General features: G+C 58.5%; 17 protein-coding genes. 6 read left to right on the top strand and 11 right to left on the bottom strand.

The annotated features are described in order from the left end of the window. Window positions 1–113 precede the first annotated feature (113 nt). Both K290_RS0109255 and lgt read right to left on the bottom strand, forming a co-directional pair. Window positions 114–1,211, bottom strand: coding sequence for a class I SAM-dependent methyltransferase (locus K290_RS0109255; RefSeq protein WP_028751655.1), 1,098 nt, complete (start codon window positions 1,209–1,211; stop codon window positions 114–116). Between the two features lie 78 nt (window positions 1,212–1,289). Then, window positions 1,290–2,177: a prolipoprotein diacylglyceryl transferase gene (gene lgt, locus K290_RS0109250; protein ID WP_028751654.1), complete on the bottom strand. Its 888-nt coding sequence runs from the start codon at window positions 2,175–2,177 to the stop codon at window positions 1,290–1,292. 262 nt (window positions 2,178–2,439) lie between these two features. On the opposite strand from lgt, the gene K290_RS0109245 reads away from it, so the two are divergent. The 4 genes from K290_RS0109245 (at window position 2,440) to K290_RS0109230 (ending at window position 4,800) form a co-directional block, all read left to right on the top strand. Then, on the top strand, window positions 2,440–2,700 hold the full coding sequence (locus tag K290_RS0109245; RefSeq protein ID WP_028751653.1) for an accessory factor UbiK family protein: 261 nt from the start codon (window positions 2,440–2,442) through the stop codon (window positions 2,698–2,700). 390 nt (window positions 2,701–3,090) lie between these two features. After that, window positions 3,091–3,591, top strand: coding sequence for a type III secretion system chaperone family protein (locus K290_RS0109240; RefSeq protein ID WP_028751652.1), 501 nt, complete (start codon window positions 3,091–3,093; stop codon window positions 3,589–3,591). Between the two features lies 1 nt (window position 3,592). After that, a complete protein-coding gene (proC, locus tag K290_RS0109235; protein WP_028751651.1) occupies window positions 3,593–4,432 on the top strand; it encodes a pyrroline-5-carboxylate reductase in 840 nt (279 codons plus the stop codon). A gap of 26 nt (window positions 4,433–4,458) precedes the next feature. Next, window positions 4,459–4,800 (top strand): tRNA-binding protein, encoded by a 342-nt coding sequence (locus K290_RS0109230; RefSeq protein WP_028751650.1) that lies wholly within the window; start codon window positions 4,459–4,461, stop codon window positions 4,798–4,800. A gap of 37 nt (window positions 4,801–4,837) precedes the next feature. Here the strand turns inward: K290_RS0109230 and K290_RS0109225 are convergent, their stop codons facing one another. From K290_RS0109225 to K290_RS0109210, 4 genes are all read right to left on the bottom strand, one after another. Beyond that, window positions 4,838–5,419: a DUF1349 domain-containing protein gene (locus K290_RS0109225; protein ID WP_028751649.1), complete on the bottom strand. Its 582-nt coding sequence runs from the start codon at window positions 5,417–5,419 to the stop codon at window positions 4,838–4,840. 114 nt (window positions 5,420–5,533) lie between these two features. Further along, window positions 5,534–6,913, bottom strand: coding sequence for an ATP-binding protein (locus K290_RS0109220; protein ID WP_028751648.1), 1,380 nt, complete (start codon window positions 6,911–6,913; stop codon window positions 5,534–5,536). 25 nt (window positions 6,914–6,938) lie between these two features. Further along, window positions 6,939–7,640, bottom strand: a complete 702-nt coding sequence (locus K290_RS0109215) for a response regulator (protein WP_028751647.1) — start codon at window positions 7,638–7,640, stop codon at window positions 6,939–6,941. A gap of 87 nt (window positions 7,641–7,727) precedes the next feature. Then, complete coding sequence (locus K290_RS0109210; protein WP_028751646.1) at window positions 7,728–8,204, bottom strand: MarR family winged helix-turn-helix transcriptional regulator; 477 nt, start codon at window positions 8,202–8,204, stop codon at window positions 7,728–7,730. Between the two features lie 258 nt (window positions 8,205–8,462). On the opposite strand from K290_RS0109210, the gene K290_RS0109205 reads away from it, so the two are divergent. Then, window positions 8,463–9,353 (top strand): branched-chain amino acid aminotransferase, encoded by an 891-nt coding sequence (locus K290_RS0109205; RefSeq protein WP_028751645.1) that lies wholly within the window; start codon window positions 8,463–8,465, stop codon window positions 9,351–9,353. A gap of 192 nt (window positions 9,354–9,545) precedes the next feature. Here K290_RS0109205 and K290_RS0109200 read toward each other — a convergent pair whose 3' ends face one another. Then, the gene (locus K290_RS0109200) at window positions 9,546–10,163 is read right to left on the bottom strand and encodes a DUF1236 domain-containing protein (RefSeq protein WP_028751644.1); all 618 of its coding nucleotides are present in this window, start codon (window positions 10,161–10,163) and stop codon (window positions 9,546–9,548) included. 174 nt (window positions 10,164–10,337) lie between these two features. On the opposite strand from K290_RS0109200, the gene K290_RS0109195 reads away from it, so the two are divergent. After that, window positions 10,338–10,976 carry an MBL fold metallo-hydrolase gene (locus tag K290_RS0109195; RefSeq protein ID WP_028751643.1) on the top strand — a complete coding sequence of 213 codons (639 nt, stop codon included), beginning with the start codon at window positions 10,338–10,340 and terminating at the stop codon, window positions 10,974–10,976. Between the two features lie 159 nt (window positions 10,977–11,135). Here the strand turns inward: K290_RS0109195 and K290_RS0109190 are convergent, their stop codons facing one another. The 4 genes from K290_RS0109190 to K290_RS0109165 form a co-directional block, all read right to left on the bottom strand. After that, window positions 11,136–11,561, bottom strand: a complete 426-nt coding sequence (locus K290_RS0109190) for a BA14K family protein (RefSeq protein WP_028751642.1) — start codon at window positions 11,559–11,561, stop codon at window positions 11,136–11,138. Window positions 11,562–11,709: 148 nt separating this feature from the next. Next, window positions 11,710–11,925, bottom strand: a complete 216-nt coding sequence (locus tag K290_RS0109185; protein WP_004116423.1) for a cold-shock protein — start codon at window positions 11,923–11,925, stop codon at window positions 11,710–11,712. A 499-nt stretch (window positions 11,926–12,424) separates the two neighbouring features. Beyond that, window positions 12,425–13,315 (bottom strand): DMT family transporter, encoded by an 891-nt coding sequence (locus K290_RS0109170; protein WP_028751641.1) that lies wholly within the window; start codon window positions 13,313–13,315, stop codon window positions 12,425–12,427. A gap of 90 nt (window positions 13,316–13,405) precedes the next feature. Next, a complete protein-coding gene (locus K290_RS0109165) occupies window positions 13,406–14,554 on the bottom strand; it encodes a PQQ-dependent sugar dehydrogenase (protein ID WP_051263973.1) in 1,149 nt (382 codons plus the stop codon). Between the last annotated feature and the right edge of the window lie 242 nt (window positions 14,555–14,796).

Below are 14,796 nucleotides of genomic sequence, written 5' to 3'. Positions count from 1 at the left end.
TATATGGTCTTTCGTGCTGGAAATAACGCTTCCGGGGCGAAGCGGTTCGATTTGAGCGGAATGTTGGCCCAGCGATGAGCGTTCTGTCAATCCGCGGAAGTCAATAGTGTTGATCAGCGGACGGGACGAAAGGGTAAAAGATCGATCGCCGGACTGGAGACGGCCAGCACTTTGAAAAGCTCGCCCATCTTGCCTTCGCCGGCACCGGCCAGCCGCTCGGCGGCGGTGCGGATGTTCTCTTGTGTTGCAGCGTCTTGGTCGCGGCCAAGCGCCGCAGCTCGCTCCAACAGCCCAAGACCGATGAGAAAATCGCCTTGATGGCAGCATCCGTTGATATGCAGGCCGGATGCCAGAGCCGTTTCAGCCAAATGCTGGAAATCGACGTGGCTCGTAAGGTCCGCTTCGCCGGGATGTTCCAGCGGTGGATCGTATTCATGCATGCGCACGGCCTGCAGCGTATCGCCGAAGCCGGTCGCCATATGCCCGTAATCGATGACGAGCGCGGTGCCACAATGGGCGGCGATCCGATCGCATATCGTCGTCATGACCGCCTGGCGGGCAGGGGCGATCTCGAAGATAGTGCCGACCGGCGGAAGCGGCCCTGCGGGAAGAAGCGCGGGGTCGAGGGTGGCGACGCCAGCCGTGAAACTCAGCTCATCTTGGAGGTCGAGGCCGACCATGCGCTCGCGAAAACCATTGGCGGTGCGGACGAACTGGCGAATGGGAATGGCGTCGAACAGTTCGTTGGCGGCAAGAAGGGCGAAGCCGGCCGGCACGTCATCGAAGTCGGAATGCCAGGAAACCTTATCGCCATGCGACTCAAGCGTCTGGCGCTGAGAGCCCTGCAGCCGCTCGCTGGTTTCGACCAGGTGCACGGTCATTGCGTCATAGAGCGGCGGCGCCAGCTTGGCGACGACGCGCAGCATGTCCGCCATCATCGTGCCGCGGCCAGGGCCGATTTCGACGAGGCGGACGCTGCCCGGCGTGCCGTGGCGCTGCCAGGCATGCACCATGAAGACGCCGATCATTTCGCCGAAAAGCTGGCTGACCTCGGGTGCCGTGACGAAATCGCCGACGCTGCCGAAGGGCTCGCGCGTCTTGTAGTAGCCGTGCTGCGGATCGGCGAGGCAGAGCGAGAAAAAGTCGGTGATGCTGATCGGTCCGTTAGCGCGGATGATGGCCTTGATTTTTTCCCCGAGCGCGGTCGTCATCGTTTGGTCTCGCTAAAGCATGGTCCCGAAAAATATGAATCGGCTTTCGGGCGGATCATGCGACATTAAACCTAGAGTTCAAGCCGTCTGTCTGGCTGCAACGTGGCGGGCGCGGATCACGGCCCACAGGCCGATCGCGACCATCGGCAGGGAGAGCACCATGCCCATGGTCAGCCAGTTCGTGCCGAGCAGATAGCCGAGCTGTTCGTCAGGCTGACGGAAGAATTCGACGAAAATGCGCGAGAAGGCGTAACCCATGACAAAGACGCCGCTGACCGTGCCGGGCTTCTTCAGCGCCAACGCCCAGCGCGCGAGGATGAAGAGGACAGTGAAGAGTACGATACCCTCAATGCCGGCTTCATAGAGTTGGCTGGGATGGCGCGGATCAAGGCCGGCAGGGCAGACGCCCTGGTGAGCGGCCAAGACATGCGGGCTGCAGAAAACCATCGCCCAGGGCACGTCAGTGGTCCGGCCCCAGAGTTCGCCATTGATAAAATTGGCGATGCGGCCGAAGAAGAGGCCGATAGGGGCAACGGCCGCAACGATATCGAACAGGCTCCAGACTGGAATCCTGTTGCGATTGGCAAACAAAATCATAGCGATGGTCGTGCCAATCAATCCACCGTGGAAAGACATGCCGCCATTCCAGACCTCGATGGCGCGAATCGGATTGGCGAGTACCGGATCGAGATCGTAGAACAGGATATAGCCGATGCGTCCGCCGAGCACGATGCCGAAGGCGACCCACAGGATGAAGTCGTCCAGATGCGCGCGCGTCAGCGGTGCGGTGTCGTTGAGCCAAAGCTTGCCATTGTCGACCAGCCGCCTCGCATAGAACCAGCCGAGCAGGATGCCTGCGACATAGGCAAGACCATACCAATGGACCGACAGCGGGCCGAGCGAAAAGGCGATCGGATCTATATCCGGAAACGGCAGGATGGCGGCAAGATTGGCTGATGTCAGCAAGATTTTCGCGTCCGTTACAGCATGATTCCCCAAAACTCTGTGCGGTTTTTGGATAAGAGCATGCTAAATCCAATGTGCGCGGAACATGGCGTTCGCTATTGAAACGGTCAAGTCGATTATTCGTGTGTCTCGCATCGCGTTACTGGTTGTCCCGCCCTATCTCAATTTGCTTGCATCGGACCTTGGGAAATCTTACCTCAGATCTATCTGGCCCTTCATATGATGCCGTCCATTTCGGGCCGACGGCCGCAAGGAGATCATTATGAGCACTGGACCGAACCGTATCTTGGATGAATTCGCCAAGCTGATGACCGATGCCGCCGGTGCCGCCCAGGGCGTACGCCGCGAAATCGAAACGGCTTTCAATGCCCAGGCCGAGCGTTGGCTGAACAGCCTGGATATCGTCAAGCGCGAGGAGTTCGAGGCCGTTCGCGAAATGGCGATCAAGGCGCGCGATGAAAACGAAGCGCTGCTTGCCAGAATCGAAGCGCTGGAAGCGCGTCTTTCCGCCGAAGGCAAGTAGTCGCGATTCATTTTGCGTAAAATCGGCGCGGCACGCGTCTGCCGCGCATTTTTCCTCTAAAATTTTCGGCAGTTTTTCCACCTGTGGACACAGGCAAAAAAGCCAATCGTCAGAGTCAGTTATGACTCCCTTCTGAATAGACGTCGGAAGAGCTGTCCACAGCGCCCTTCGCCAAAACTCCGATGAGGGGCTGGCATGTCGGGCATGCCGTTATACACTGATTTTAAATGATGATTCGAAACGGACTTGGTAAGCTCCGGGCAGGGTGGATGCGTTAGTCTGGCAGCCGTTCAACATCATCCCGAGGATGTTTCCGGAGTAAAACTGTTTGCGTTCTTTCAGTGTTCGATCACGGGGAAGCTGCATTTATTCCGGTCAAAAAGGTGCTGCATGAGCCTTATGGAATTGGAAGTCGAACGACAATCGAATCCGGTCGATATGATCGAATTCGTAGCCGCCAATAACGACTGGTCGTTCGAGCGGTCCGGCGAGGATGAAATCGCCATGACCGTCGAAGGTCGATGGACCGATTATCATGTCTCCTTCTCGTGGATGGAGGAGTTCGAGGCGCTGCACATCGCCTGCGCCTTCGACATCAAAGTTCCCGATCCGCGTGTCAACGAGGTCATCAAGCTGCTGTCCTGCATCAATGGTCAGGTGCTGATGGGACATTTCGATCTGTGGCGGCAGGAAGATATCGTGATCTTCCGGCAGTCGCTGCTGCTTTCCGGCGGCGCCGAGCCGACCAACCGCCAGGTGGAAGTGCTGCTGTCCAATGCTCTTGACACCTGCGAGGCTTACTATCAGGCTTTCCAATTTGTAGTATGGTCCGGCCTTGACGCCAACCGCGCCATGGAAGCCGTGCTGTTCGAAACCGTGGGCGAAGCCTGATATGGCAACTGAGGCATCCTCGAGCGCTTTTGCATCCTCCGATCCCATCATCCTGATCGGGGCCGGCAACATGGGCGGCGCTCTGCTGACGGGCTGGCTGAAAAGCGGCGTGCCGGGCTCCTCGGTGACCGTCGTCGATCCCAAGCCGTCGGATGCGATGCTGAAGTTGATCGCCGATGCCGGCGCGAAGCACGTCATCGGCGTTCCCGAAGGGATTATCGCTGGCGTTCTTTTCGTTGCCGTAAAGCCGCAGGTCATGGAAGCAATATTGCCGCCGTTCAAGGCGTCGATCGGACAGAATACCGTGGTGGTGTCGATCGCTGCCGGCAAGACGCTTGCTTTCCTTGAACAAAGCCTAGGTGAAGCAGCGATGGTGCGCGCCATGCCGAACACGCCGGCCATGGTCGGCCGCGGCGTCACCGGTGCGTTTGCCAACGCCAAAGTCGGCGAGCGTCAGCGGCAGTTGGTGCAAAATCTTCTAAAGGTGTCCGGTCCGGTCGAATGGGTGCCGGCGGAGGCCGATATCGATGCTGTAACGGCCGTGTCCGGCAGCGGGCCGGCCTATGTATTTTATCTCGTCGAGTGCATGGCGGAGGCGGGCCGGAAGCTCGGCCTGCAGGCGGACCTCGCTATGCGCCTCGCACGGGAAACTGTCGCGGGGGCTGGTGAATTGTTGCATCAGTCCCCCGATGACGCTTCGCGTCTGCGTCAGAATGTGACGTCTCCTGGCGGAACCACTGCCGCAGCCCTTGCCGTTCTGATGGCCGAAGATGGCATGCAGCCTCTGTTCGACGAGGCGCTGGAGGCAGCGCGCAAGCGCGCGCAGGAACTGGCCGGCTAATTTCCCAGCATCAAAGAGGTGCGCGTATGGCGGAAGAGATCACCTATGGCGATTTCGAGCGGGTGGACATCCGCGTAGGCACGATCATCGAGGCGGAGCCTTTTCCGGAAGCGCGCAAGCCGGCTTTCAAATTGAAGATCGATTTCGGACCGGAGATCGGCATCAAGCGCTCTTCGGCGCAGATCACCGTGCATTACACACCGGAATCCCTGATCGGCCGCCAGGTCCTTGGCGTCGTCAACTTTCCGCCGCGCCAGATCGGGCCTGTCCGCTCCGAAGTGCTCACCCTTGGCTTCGAGGATGAGTCCGGCGCGATCGTGCTTGCGGCAGTGACCCAGCCGGTGCCGAACGGCAGGAAAATGATGTGAAGTGCTACCCTCGCCCCAACGGCTGGGGCGAAGGGTTTCAATGAATCTCCCGCGACACTGGGTCGGTTACGCTGAAATCCAGAAATTCTGCTTCGAAACCGTCGCGCTGCGGTGAGCAGAAGGCGGGGCCAATAAAGACTTCTTCGAGGGCTGGATCGAACCAGGCGAGACGGGCCATGCGCCACTCGGTCATCTTGTCGGTGCGGTATTGGATGAAAAGCGCGTCCCCGTTGCGGGTCACCCGCACCGACAGGGCATCGAATTCATGATCGAGCCGGAAGGCGGACCAATCGGAGTTGTCGTTGGTGACCACGACGCTGAAATGTTTGGCGCCGTCGGTATATTCGATCCCGCATTTCATCCAATGCTCGGCGTCATGGCGGACCATCAGCCCGGCCTGGTCGTAGAGTTCGTGATAGTGACCGATGAAGGTGATCTCAGCGGTGAAGTCGCCATGCCATTGCCGGCCGAGGAAATGGCCGTCGTCGCGGTGAAAGCCGTAATAGGTTCCCTGCCAAAAATCGGTCTGGTCACCGGAGCGGACGAGCAGCCGGCCATTGTTCACTTCCCAGGCCGGCGGCAGATTGAGCCAATGCATGTCGTTGATGTCGATCGGCATGCAATGTCCTCTCCTTGAGCAATTCCAGGAAAAGTGCGAAGCAGTTTTCCGTCCGGAATGCGTAAAAACAAAGGGATAGAGCGAGAAAGCGATTCCGTGAAACGCTAAGCCGCTCTAGGCCGGAATGCGGATGGTGGCGCGCAGACCGCCCAGCGGGCTGTCGCCGAGTGTGACATTACCGCCGTGGCTGCGGGCGATATCGCGGGCAATGGCAAGGCCGAGGCCCGTGCCGGAATTGTCGAGATTGCGCGCCTCGTCCAGCCGGAAGAACGGCTTGAACACATCCTCGCGCGCATTGACGGGAATGCCGGGGCCGTCGTCATCGAAATTGATCGTCAGCCATTTGGTACTGTGCTTGGCTTCGATGCGCAGCGTATTCGCATATCGGCGCGCATTGGAAGCGAGGTTCGTCACCAGCCGTGTAAAGGCGTTCGGACGGACGGAGATTTCATCGTCGCCGTCGATCGAAAAGCTCATGGACTTGCCGTGCAGCGAGAAGTCCTGTTCGACCTTGTCGAGGATATCGCTGAGCCGAAGCTTGCCGACATCCTCTTCGGCCTCGCCGCGGGCGAAGGCCATATAGCCCTCCAGCATGCTCTGCATGTCCTCGACGTCCTCGTTGAGGCCGACGAGATCGGGGTTGTCGCCGACAAGCGCGAGCTGCAGTTTGAAGCGTGTCAGCACGGTGCGCAGGTCATGGCTGACGCCGGAGAGCATCGCGGTGCGCTGCTCGATCTGCCGTTCGATGCGCTCGCGCATCAAGATGAAGGCGAGGCCGGCGCGGCGCACCTCATCGGCGCCGCGCGGCGAATAGTTCTCCAGCCGCTGCCCCTTGCCGAAACTTTCCGCAGCCTGCGTCAGTGCCAGGATCGGCCGGATCTGGCCGCGCAGGAACAGCACGGCAATGCCGATCAGCACCAGCGATGTGCCGACCATCCAAAGAATGAAGATATGTGTGTTCGAGGCGTAGGTCTGGCTGCGCTTCGCAAAGACGCGAAGCACCTTGTCGGGCAGTTTGATGCGGATTTCGACGAGGCTGGAATTGCCGACCGTGTCGATCCAGAAGGGGAGATTGATCTGATCGCGGATTTCGTCGCTCAAGATGCCATCGAGAATCGAAAAGAACGGCTTCTCGCGCGGCGGCGGCAGCTCGCCGCCCGGCTCGATCGAAATGGCAAGGTCGAGCTTTTGCCGGGCCATCTGTGCGACCGCGGAATAGTCGGCATCCTGCGGATAGGTCTGAATGATGTCGATGATGGCGGCGATGTCGCGGGTTGTCGCCATCGACAGGCGTTGGGTCACCATCTGCCAGTGGCGCTCCATGAAGACGATGGTTACGACCGCCTGCAGGATGATCATAGGCAGGATGAAGATCAGCAGCGTGCGCGCATAGAGGCCGGTCGGCAGCCGTCTCCGCCACCAGCGCGAAAACCAGCGCATGCCGTTGGAGGGCGTGTGCTCCTGATCGCGCCTGATCGAGTCGAATGTCACCATCGCCGCTGATCCCAAGGAAATGATATTAATCTATGCTCAGCCGGTAGCCGATGCCGCGTACCGTCTGCAGCCAGACGGGATTGGCCGGATCATCCTCGATCTTGCGGCGCAAGCGATTGATCTGCACGTCGATGGTGCGCTCGCCGACTTCGGCGTCGCTGCCGATCAGTTCGTGACGGGGAATCGTATCGCCGGCGCGCTTGGCAAAGAGCAGCATGATTTCCTGCTCGCGGTCGGTCAGGCGGATGAGCTCGGAGGCTTTCTTCAACTCTTTACGGGTCAGCGAGAAGGTATAGGGGCCGAACATCACCTGTTCGATCTTCGGCGCGTCGGCGGGCGCGTTGCGACGCAGGATATTGTTGATGCGCAACACAAGTTCGCGCGGATCGAAAGGTTTCGGCAGATAATCGTCGGCGCCAGCTTCCAATCCGGCGATGCGGGCTTCCGACTCGGCAAGGGCGGTCAGCATGATGATCGGTATGTTCTTGATGGCGCGGAGGCTTGCCGTCAGCGTGATTCCGGATTCGCCGGGCATCATCACGTCCATGATGATGAGGTCGAAATCGAGCCCTTCGAGCTTGCGGCGAGCCTCGGCGCCATCGGCGGCGGCCGTTACCCGGAATCCCTTTTCCATGAGATAACGGTTGAGAAGGGCGCGGATACGGGTGTCGTCATCCACGACCAAAAGATGTGCTGCATCGTCCGAAATTGCTGTCTTTGTCGTCATTCAATCCGTCTCGATCTTGTCTATCCGTTTGATTGAGATGGTCTATCCAAAACCACGCTTTGCGGTTTTTCGGTCCGAGACCATAACTTAGTCCTGCATTCCCCTCAGGAACCTTTTGACGCTTTCGCGCGTCGCATCGGATGCGCCTTCGAATGCCCGTTCAATACGGCGCGATTGCGGCTCGGCCAGCGCCAATGCCAAATCGCGGCCGGCTTGTGTGGGGTAGAGCTTGCGCTGCCGACGATCCTCAGGCCCGGTCACCTGATGAATATACCCTGAATCGATCAATTGTTTGAGAACCCGCGCCAAACTCTGTTTGGTGATCTTCAATGTTTCCAACAGGTCCGCAACCGTCATGCCGGGTTCGCGGTTAACAAAATGAACGACGCGGTGATGGGCACGGCCGAATCCGCTCTTGTCCAGAATCTGGTCGGGATCCGACACGAAGTCTCGATAGGCAAAGAAAAGCAGCTCGATGATCTCGAAATCGATGATCCCCGCATTCTCCATCGGCGTCGCCAGCAGCTCCGGTTTTGCTACTTTTTGGCTCGTCTGTCGTGGCACCTTGGCATTTCCTTTCCTATTTTGGGGCAATCGGGAAACTTGCGCAAAAATATGTCAGCTTTATTGACGTATTTTTACGCCGCTGCTAGGTTTTCGCCGATCTTGCGCCGCCCGGACGGATATGGCCATATTTGGAAACTAAGCCCGGCTGCGCAAAACTCCAAGACGTCTCATATTTTCCCCACTTGCATCGTGGATAATGCGGAATGGGGACAACAATCAACAGTCATGGCGTCCGGGCGCCGGAGGAGAAGTAAGATGGCATCGGTTCCTTTTGATCAACTGGATGGGGAGATCTGGTTCAACGGCGCGTTCGTGCCCTGGAAGGACGCTAAGATTCATGTGCTGACCCATGGTCTGCATTATGCGAGCGCAGTCTTCGAGGGCGAGCGCGCCTATGGCGGCCGGGTCTTCAAGCTGACGGAGCACAATCAGCGCCTTCACAAGTCAGGCGATATTCTTGGCTTCAAAATTCCCTACAGCGTTGCCGAACTGGATGCCGCAACAATCGAACTGTTGAAGCGTCAGGGCTTTTCCGAAGCCTATGTGCGCCCGATCGCCTGGCGCGGCAGCGAGATGATGGGTGTGTCCGCCCAGAACAACCGTATCAACGTGGCGATCGCAATCTGGCAGTGGGGCAGTTATTTCAATCCGGCTGAAAAGCTGAAGGGCATCCGTCTCGACATCGCCGAATATCGCCGCCCCGATCCGAAGACTGCGCCTTGCGCCTCGAAGGCTGCCGGCCTCTACATGATCTGCACCATCTCCAAACACGCGGCCGAAGCCAAAGGCTATGCCGACGCGATGATGCTCGATTACCGCGGTCAGGTGGCAGAAGCGACGGGCGCCAATATCTTCTTCGTGAAGGACGGCGTCATCCATACGCCGACGCCGGATTGCTTTCTGAACGGCATCACGCGGCAGACGGTGATCGAACTTGCCAAGCGGCGGGGGTTGCAGGTGGTCGAACGGGCGATCATGCCGGAAGAATTGTCCGAGTTCAGCGAATGCTTCCTGACCGGTTCGGCAGCGGAAGTGACGCCGGTCTCGGAAATCGGACCTTATCGTTTCACGCCGGCATCGATCAGCGAAACGCTGATGAACGACTACATGAAGGAAGTCTATCCGACTGCCGCGGCGGCCGCTTAAGGCTTCCCAAAGCCGTGTGTCTTCTGTCCACCCGGCTCTATCGCTGGCCAATACCTCGTGCATTTTCGGGGAAAGCAGGAAGGCAACTCACAGGAGAGGTTTCCGCAACAATCTGTCGGAAAATCCGCGCAAAGAGAGCGGCGGCCTTTTGGCCGCCGGCGCATTGACGCGTTGCTGTTCAGCCGCAGCGGATCATTGGTAAACGTAGACGATGCGGCGTGTTGTCGGATCGACCAGCACCGGTTGGCGGTTCACTTCCACATAGCTGTATTGATAGTCGGGGATACGGTGGATGACGACGTTTTGCGGCAGAGTGGCGCCGACGACGACGTTGCCGCGCAGCCGCACAGTGTTGACCCGGTTCTGAGTGATGTAGGTGCGGACTTCGGCAGGCGGGGCGACGGCATCGATCTCACTGACAGGGCCGATCAGTTCGTCGTCGGGTGAGGGGGAAACACTGCCCGTCGCTGTCTGATCGGTTTCGCTATAGGTGATAACTGGTACGCCGAGCTGGCTGTAGTGCTCTTCGACGACGACCGGATTGCCGTTCTGCTCGACGCTCAAGGCCTCGGCGTCTACCCAACCGCGCATGCCGTTGACATCGATGCGGCACCAGCTACTGCCTTGGATGCACCCGTCGAGGCTCGCTTCAGAGCCGCGGGTTGCCATGCCGAGACTTGGATACTGCGGACCCGGGCCGGTGCGGACGTCGAGGTCGGTCGCTGTTGTTGCGGACATCTGCGCTTGGGCGAACCCAGCGCTGCCCAGGAGCACAAGGCCCGTCAGCAGCAAGTTTCTCTTTGCGAACATTGACTTTCTCCTTTGCTGAGGCAGTCCACCTTTGCAAACGCTCGCAAAGGCGGAGTGTTCCGCCGCGCGGTCAGGCAGTCTCGACGTTTTCCAAGGAAGAGGGGCTGTTTTGCCGAGTGTTTGGGATTATATCGGCGGAATATGCATTCAACAGACGAGGCGCTTCCCATGGGCATGCTCCAGGCCGGCATCATTCCGGTGACACCCTTCGAACAGAATTGCACCATCCTGTTCGATCCGGAAACGAAGGAGGGGGTCGTGGTGGATCCCGGCGGCGACGTCGACGTCATCCTGCAGACAGTGCGCGAAAACGGTATCGTGTTGAAGGCGATCTGGCTGACGCACGGTCATATCGACCATGCGGGCGGCGCTGACGAGCTTCGGGAAACGTTGAGTTTGGAGGTCATCGGCCCGCATGAAGACGACCGCCTGCTGCTGCAGAATATCGAGTCGAAGAGCAAGATGTTCAACATCGAGGGCGTTCGCAACGTGATACCGGATCGCTTTCTGAAGGATGGTGACAAAGTTTCCTTCGGCGAACATGAGTTTGAAGTATTCCATTGTCCCGGCCATGCGCCGGGCCACGTCATCTATTTCAACAGAACCCAGAAATTCGCCCATGTTGGTGATGTGCTGTTCCATGGTTCGATCGGCCGTACCGATCTGCCGGGCGGCAATCATCAGCAGCTTTTAGAGTCGATCCGCGACAAGGTATTTCCCCTTGGCGATGACGTCGGCTTCATCTGCGGCCATGGACCCGGCGGCCAGATCGGCGAGGAGCGCCGCACCAATCCATTCCTGCGTGGACTTTAGAGCAATTTTCGGAAAAGTGCTCAGCGGTTTTTCTGTCCGCAATTGTGTAAAAACAATAGGATATAGCGGATTTCTTGAAGCGCCAGACCGCTCTGAAGCCAAAACAAAAGCGCCGCGGGATGGCGGCGCTTTCTTTTAAGACATCGGCTTGCACAGGGATTAGTTGGCTGTGCAGAAGTGGCGCATGCCATCATAGCCGAGATAGGTGCCGCTGCGGCCGTCGAAGCTGCTGTAGCGATCGTAGCAATAGCGCATCCATTGGGATGACCAGGGGCGCAAGCCAACTGGCTGCGGAGCATAATAGCCGACGTCACGCTCGACATAGACACGGCGCGGCGGAGCGCGATAGTAGTAGGCAGGCGGCGGCGCATAGTCGGGATCGACGTAGACCGGATCCGGTTCGACGTAACGCGGTTGGCTGGCAATTGCCGAGCCGACGATCAGGCCGGTGGCGAGGCCTGCAGCGCCAATCGCCCAGCCATTGTGATGGTGCCAGTGATCATCAGCCGAAGCGGTGGAAATGGATGTCATCGTCAGGGCTGCAGCCACGGCGGACATAACGAGCGATTTGCCGAGCATGTTCATGAGTCTGTCCTCTGAGGGGAACCGGGAAGACCGCAATTCCCAACCTTACATGGAGGACACACTAGACATGGCAAGCTGAATGCAGACTGAATGACAAAACCCGGCATCACTGCCGGGCTTCAACTCGAATGAAAGCCGTAAGGCGCTCTCAGCCGGCAATCTGAAGATTGACAGCCTTCGGTCCCTTGCCGCGGCGATCCGGTTCCGTGTCGAAGCTTACCTTCTGGTTTTCCGACAACCCTGCCAGACCAGAAGCCTGTACTGCGGAAATGTGCACAAAGATGTCCGCGCCACCCTTGTCTGGTTTGATGAAACCGAAGCCCTTATCGGTATTGAAAAACTTTACAGTGCCAGTCTCGGCCATGCCTCAGGTCCTTTTCTCTCTGCCCACCATCCACACGGGCAGCATTGCTGTATTGCCCTTGCGGGCGCTTGCAGGCAGTTCTCGCAATTTGAAGGAAAAGGTCCCCTATACCTCGGCGTGGTTTCGAAGCGAATTCGCGCATCGTTTCTCAACCAAGCTGACCGGAATAATTTAGCGTTTCCGGCGCGCAACTTTATTAAGGACTTCCCATGCTCTAAAAATGCCCGAACAGCGTTGAGAGTGCTGTGTTTATCGGGAATTGGCAAGCAAAAGTTTTTTAACGTGTTCCGGAGAGCACACTGCCGTAATGCAAGTGTGTTAGCGCGAATCGCAAATTTTCCCTCGCCGAGAATAAGTTTCTAAGGTTTTTGTATCGTTTGCGATATATTTTTGGCGAAATTTTCCCAAATGATATAGTCAAAATTCATCTTTCGGATCATTCGAAAAAAAATCATTAACGGCGGCGCACAACAGCCATGACGCGAATTTTCAACAATTTTTACGCTTCTACGCTGCGCCGCCGGACGAGTTCCGGCACCAATTCCACGGCAAGCATGGCGATAAACATCAAAGTGCAGCCGGCATAGCCCAACGGCCCCATGGTTTCACCAAGCAGCAAGCTGCCCAGCGAGGCACCGAACAGAGCCTCCGAAGAGAGAAAGATCGCAGCCTGGGGCGCCGTCGTGTAGCGCTGGCCGATGACTTGCAGCACGAAGGCAAGGCCGGACGAAAAAATGCCGACATAGAGGATTTCGCCCAGCGCGCCTTGGATGTCGGCGATGCTGATCGGCTCGGCAATTACGGCGACGGCAAGAGCAGCCACGGTGGTAACGGCAAACTGTACGGCTGAGATTCCGAGCGGTCGGCCAGTCTCGCTGACCGAAGAGCCGGCGAGGGTGATCTGCGCTGCCCAGAAGAGGGCGCAAATGACGGTCAGGAAATCGCCAACCGTCAGCCGCGAAAAGGAGCCACCGGACAACAGATAGATACCGCCAAGCGCCATCAGCGCGGCGGGCCAGACGATCCAATGCGGCGGCCGGCGCAGGAAGACGACGGCGATCAGCGGCACGAAGACGACGTAGAGGCCGGTGATGAAACTGGAATTGGTGACGGTCGTGGTCAAAAGCCCAATCTGCTGCGTTGCCGCTCCGCCGAAGAGTGCGACGCCGACGAGGAAAAAGGACAGCCAATTCCGGCGCGTCAAAGGCTTCTCGGCCTTGCGGTTTTCCATCCACGCGAAGGGCAGAACGACGATAGTGGCGACGGCGAAGCGCAAGCCGATGAACCAGAACGGCCCGATCGCCTTCATCGCGGTGGATTGTGCGACGAAGCCTCCGCCCCAGATGGCGGCAGCCAGCAACAATACCAAATTCGCCTGTATGCGAGTCATCTGAATCCTACAGGAGGGGGAGGAACTGGGAACTCGACCGTTAGCAGTTGCTTTTGCTCAGGGCAAGGCGAAAGGGCCGGAGGCGTTATCCTATTCCGCTGCCCTGGAAACACGCAGCAATGCGCCGTTGTCCTCATCCGTGGTTAGCAACAAGGCTCCATCCGGCGCCACCACGACATCGCGCAGCCGGCCGAAATTGCCGTCGAACATGCGCTCGAGTTCGGTAATCTTGCCGCTGCTGTTACGATCGAGACGGGACAGCAGCTTGAATTTCAGCGCGGCGACGAGGAAGTCGCCTTTCCATTCCGGGAACATTTTGCCGCGGTAGACTGCGATGGCGCCGGGCGCAATCGAGGGGTCCCAATAGAAGAGCGGCTGCTCCATGCCTGCTTTTGCCGTGCCGACGCCGATCTTGGTGCCGGAATAGTTGCGCCCATAAGAGATGACCGGCCAGCCGTAATTTTTGCCTGCCTCCGGGGTGTTGATCTCATCGCCGCCTCTGGCGCCGTGTTCGGCCGTATAGAGCTTGCCATCGGCGGTATCGAAGGTGATGCCTTCGGGATTACGATGTCCCTTGGACCATATTTCGGGCAGGGCTTTGGCGCCGTCCTTGAACGGATTGTCGGCGGGAATGCTGCCGTCGGCCCTGATATGGATGATCGAACCGGCATCGTCGTGGAAATCCTGGGCGCGATCCTGTTCGAAGCGGTCACCCAGACTGACGAACAGGCTGCCGTCCTTGGCGATTGCAATTCGCGAACCATATTGCAAGTCGCCGCGCGAAAGCTTGTTCATCAGAAAGATGCGCTTCACATCGGTCAGCCGCCGCTCGTCCGGTGACAGAACCGCTCGGAAGACGGCCGTGCCGCTGCCGCCTTCCGCAGCGACCGAAGCGGTGAAATAGATGGTGCGATTGCTGGCGAATTTCGGATCGAGAGCCACGTCCAGCAGGCCGCCTTGGCCGCGGGCATAGATGTCCGGCAGTCCGGCGATCGGAGCCGACGTTTTGCCGTCACGGATGATGCGCATTCGGCCCGGCCGCTCCGTCACGAGGTAGGCTCCATCCGGCAGCACTTCGACTGCCCAGGGATGGTTGAGCCCGCTTGCAATCGTCTCGATCTTGACTTTGACCTTTTGGGTCTCGATCGTCTTGACCGGAACGGCGAGGGCGGCATTCGCCACCAGCAGCGCGGAAGCCGCAAGGGCAGCGCAATATCCTATCCTGTGACAGCGCTTCAATCCGTCTCCTCCTCCATGAACTGTTTATGCAACGTGGAGTGGGCGCGCTGCTGTTCAAGGCTCATTACTGTGAGGGTAACGTCTTTGTGTCCGTGGAAGCCGTCTGTTCGCGTGGCGTGACCTGCTTGTCGCCGGTTTCCTACAATTCGGCATCCAGAATATAGCGCAGCGGCTCTCGAAATAACGTCACTGTGACGCCTTTGTGCTTGAAACGGCGGTCTACATTCGACATAGAGCTTAGC

Origin of the sequence: Rhizobium leucaenae USDA 9039, from assembly GCF_000426285.1 — a bacterium.
Taxonomy (GTDB): Bacteria; Pseudomonadota; Alphaproteobacteria; order Rhizobiales; family Rhizobiaceae; genus Rhizobium; species Rhizobium leucaenae.
The sequence above is the reverse complement of the archived record's forward strand: the minus strand, read 5'-3'. Positions and strand labels throughout refer to the sequence as shown.

Bases quoted from the DNA above. Each gene is read 5' to 3' on its own strand.
- K290_RS0109185 (WP_004116423.1), bottom strand. From the start codon at position 11,925: ATGGCCGAGACTGGCACTGTAAAGTTTTTCAATACCGATAAGGGCTTC.
- K290_RS0109170 (WP_028751641.1), bottom strand. From the start codon at position 13,315: ATGACTCGCATACAGGCGAATTTGGTATTGTTGCTGGCTGCCGCCATC.
- K290_RS0109205 (WP_028751645.1), top strand. From the start codon at position 8,463: ATGGCATCGGTTCCTTTTGATCAACTGGATGGGGAGATCTGGTTCAAC.
- K290_RS0109200 (WP_028751644.1), bottom strand. From the start codon at position 10,163: ATGTTCGCAAAGAGAAACTTGCTGCTGACGGGCCTTGTGCTCCTGGGC.
- K290_RS0109255 (WP_028751655.1), bottom strand. From the start codon at position 1,211: ATGACGACCGCGCTCGGGGAAAAAATCAAGGCCATCATCCGCGCTAAC.
- K290_RS0109220 (WP_028751648.1), bottom strand. From the start codon at position 6,913: ATGGTGACATTCGACTCGATCAGGCGCGATCAGGAGCACACGCCCTCC.
- K290_RS0109245 (WP_028751653.1), top strand. From the start codon at position 2,440: ATGAGCACTGGACCGAACCGTATCTTGGATGAATTCGCCAAGCTGATG.
- K290_RS0109230 (WP_028751650.1), top strand. From the start codon at position 4,459: ATGGCGGAAGAGATCACCTATGGCGATTTCGAGCGGGTGGACATCCGC.
- K290_RS0109215 (WP_028751647.1), bottom strand. From the start codon at position 7,640: ATGACGACAAAGACAGCAATTTCGGACGATGCAGCACATCTTTTGGTC.
- K290_RS0109225 (WP_028751649.1), bottom strand. From the start codon at position 5,419: ATGCCGATCGACATCAACGACATGCATTGGCTCAATCTGCCGCCGGCC.
- K290_RS0109240 (WP_028751652.1), top strand. From the start codon at position 3,091: ATGAGCCTTATGGAATTGGAAGTCGAACGACAATCGAATCCGGTCGAT.
- K290_RS0109190 (WP_028751642.1), bottom strand. From the start codon at position 11,561: ATGAACATGCTCGGCAAATCGCTCGTTATGTCCGCCGTGGCTGCAGCC.
- proC (WP_028751651.1), top strand. From the start codon at position 3,593: ATGGCAACTGAGGCATCCTCGAGCGCTTTTGCATCCTCCGATCCCATC.
- K290_RS0109195 (WP_028751643.1), top strand. From the start codon at position 10,338: ATGCTCCAGGCCGGCATCATTCCGGTGACACCCTTCGAACAGAATTGC.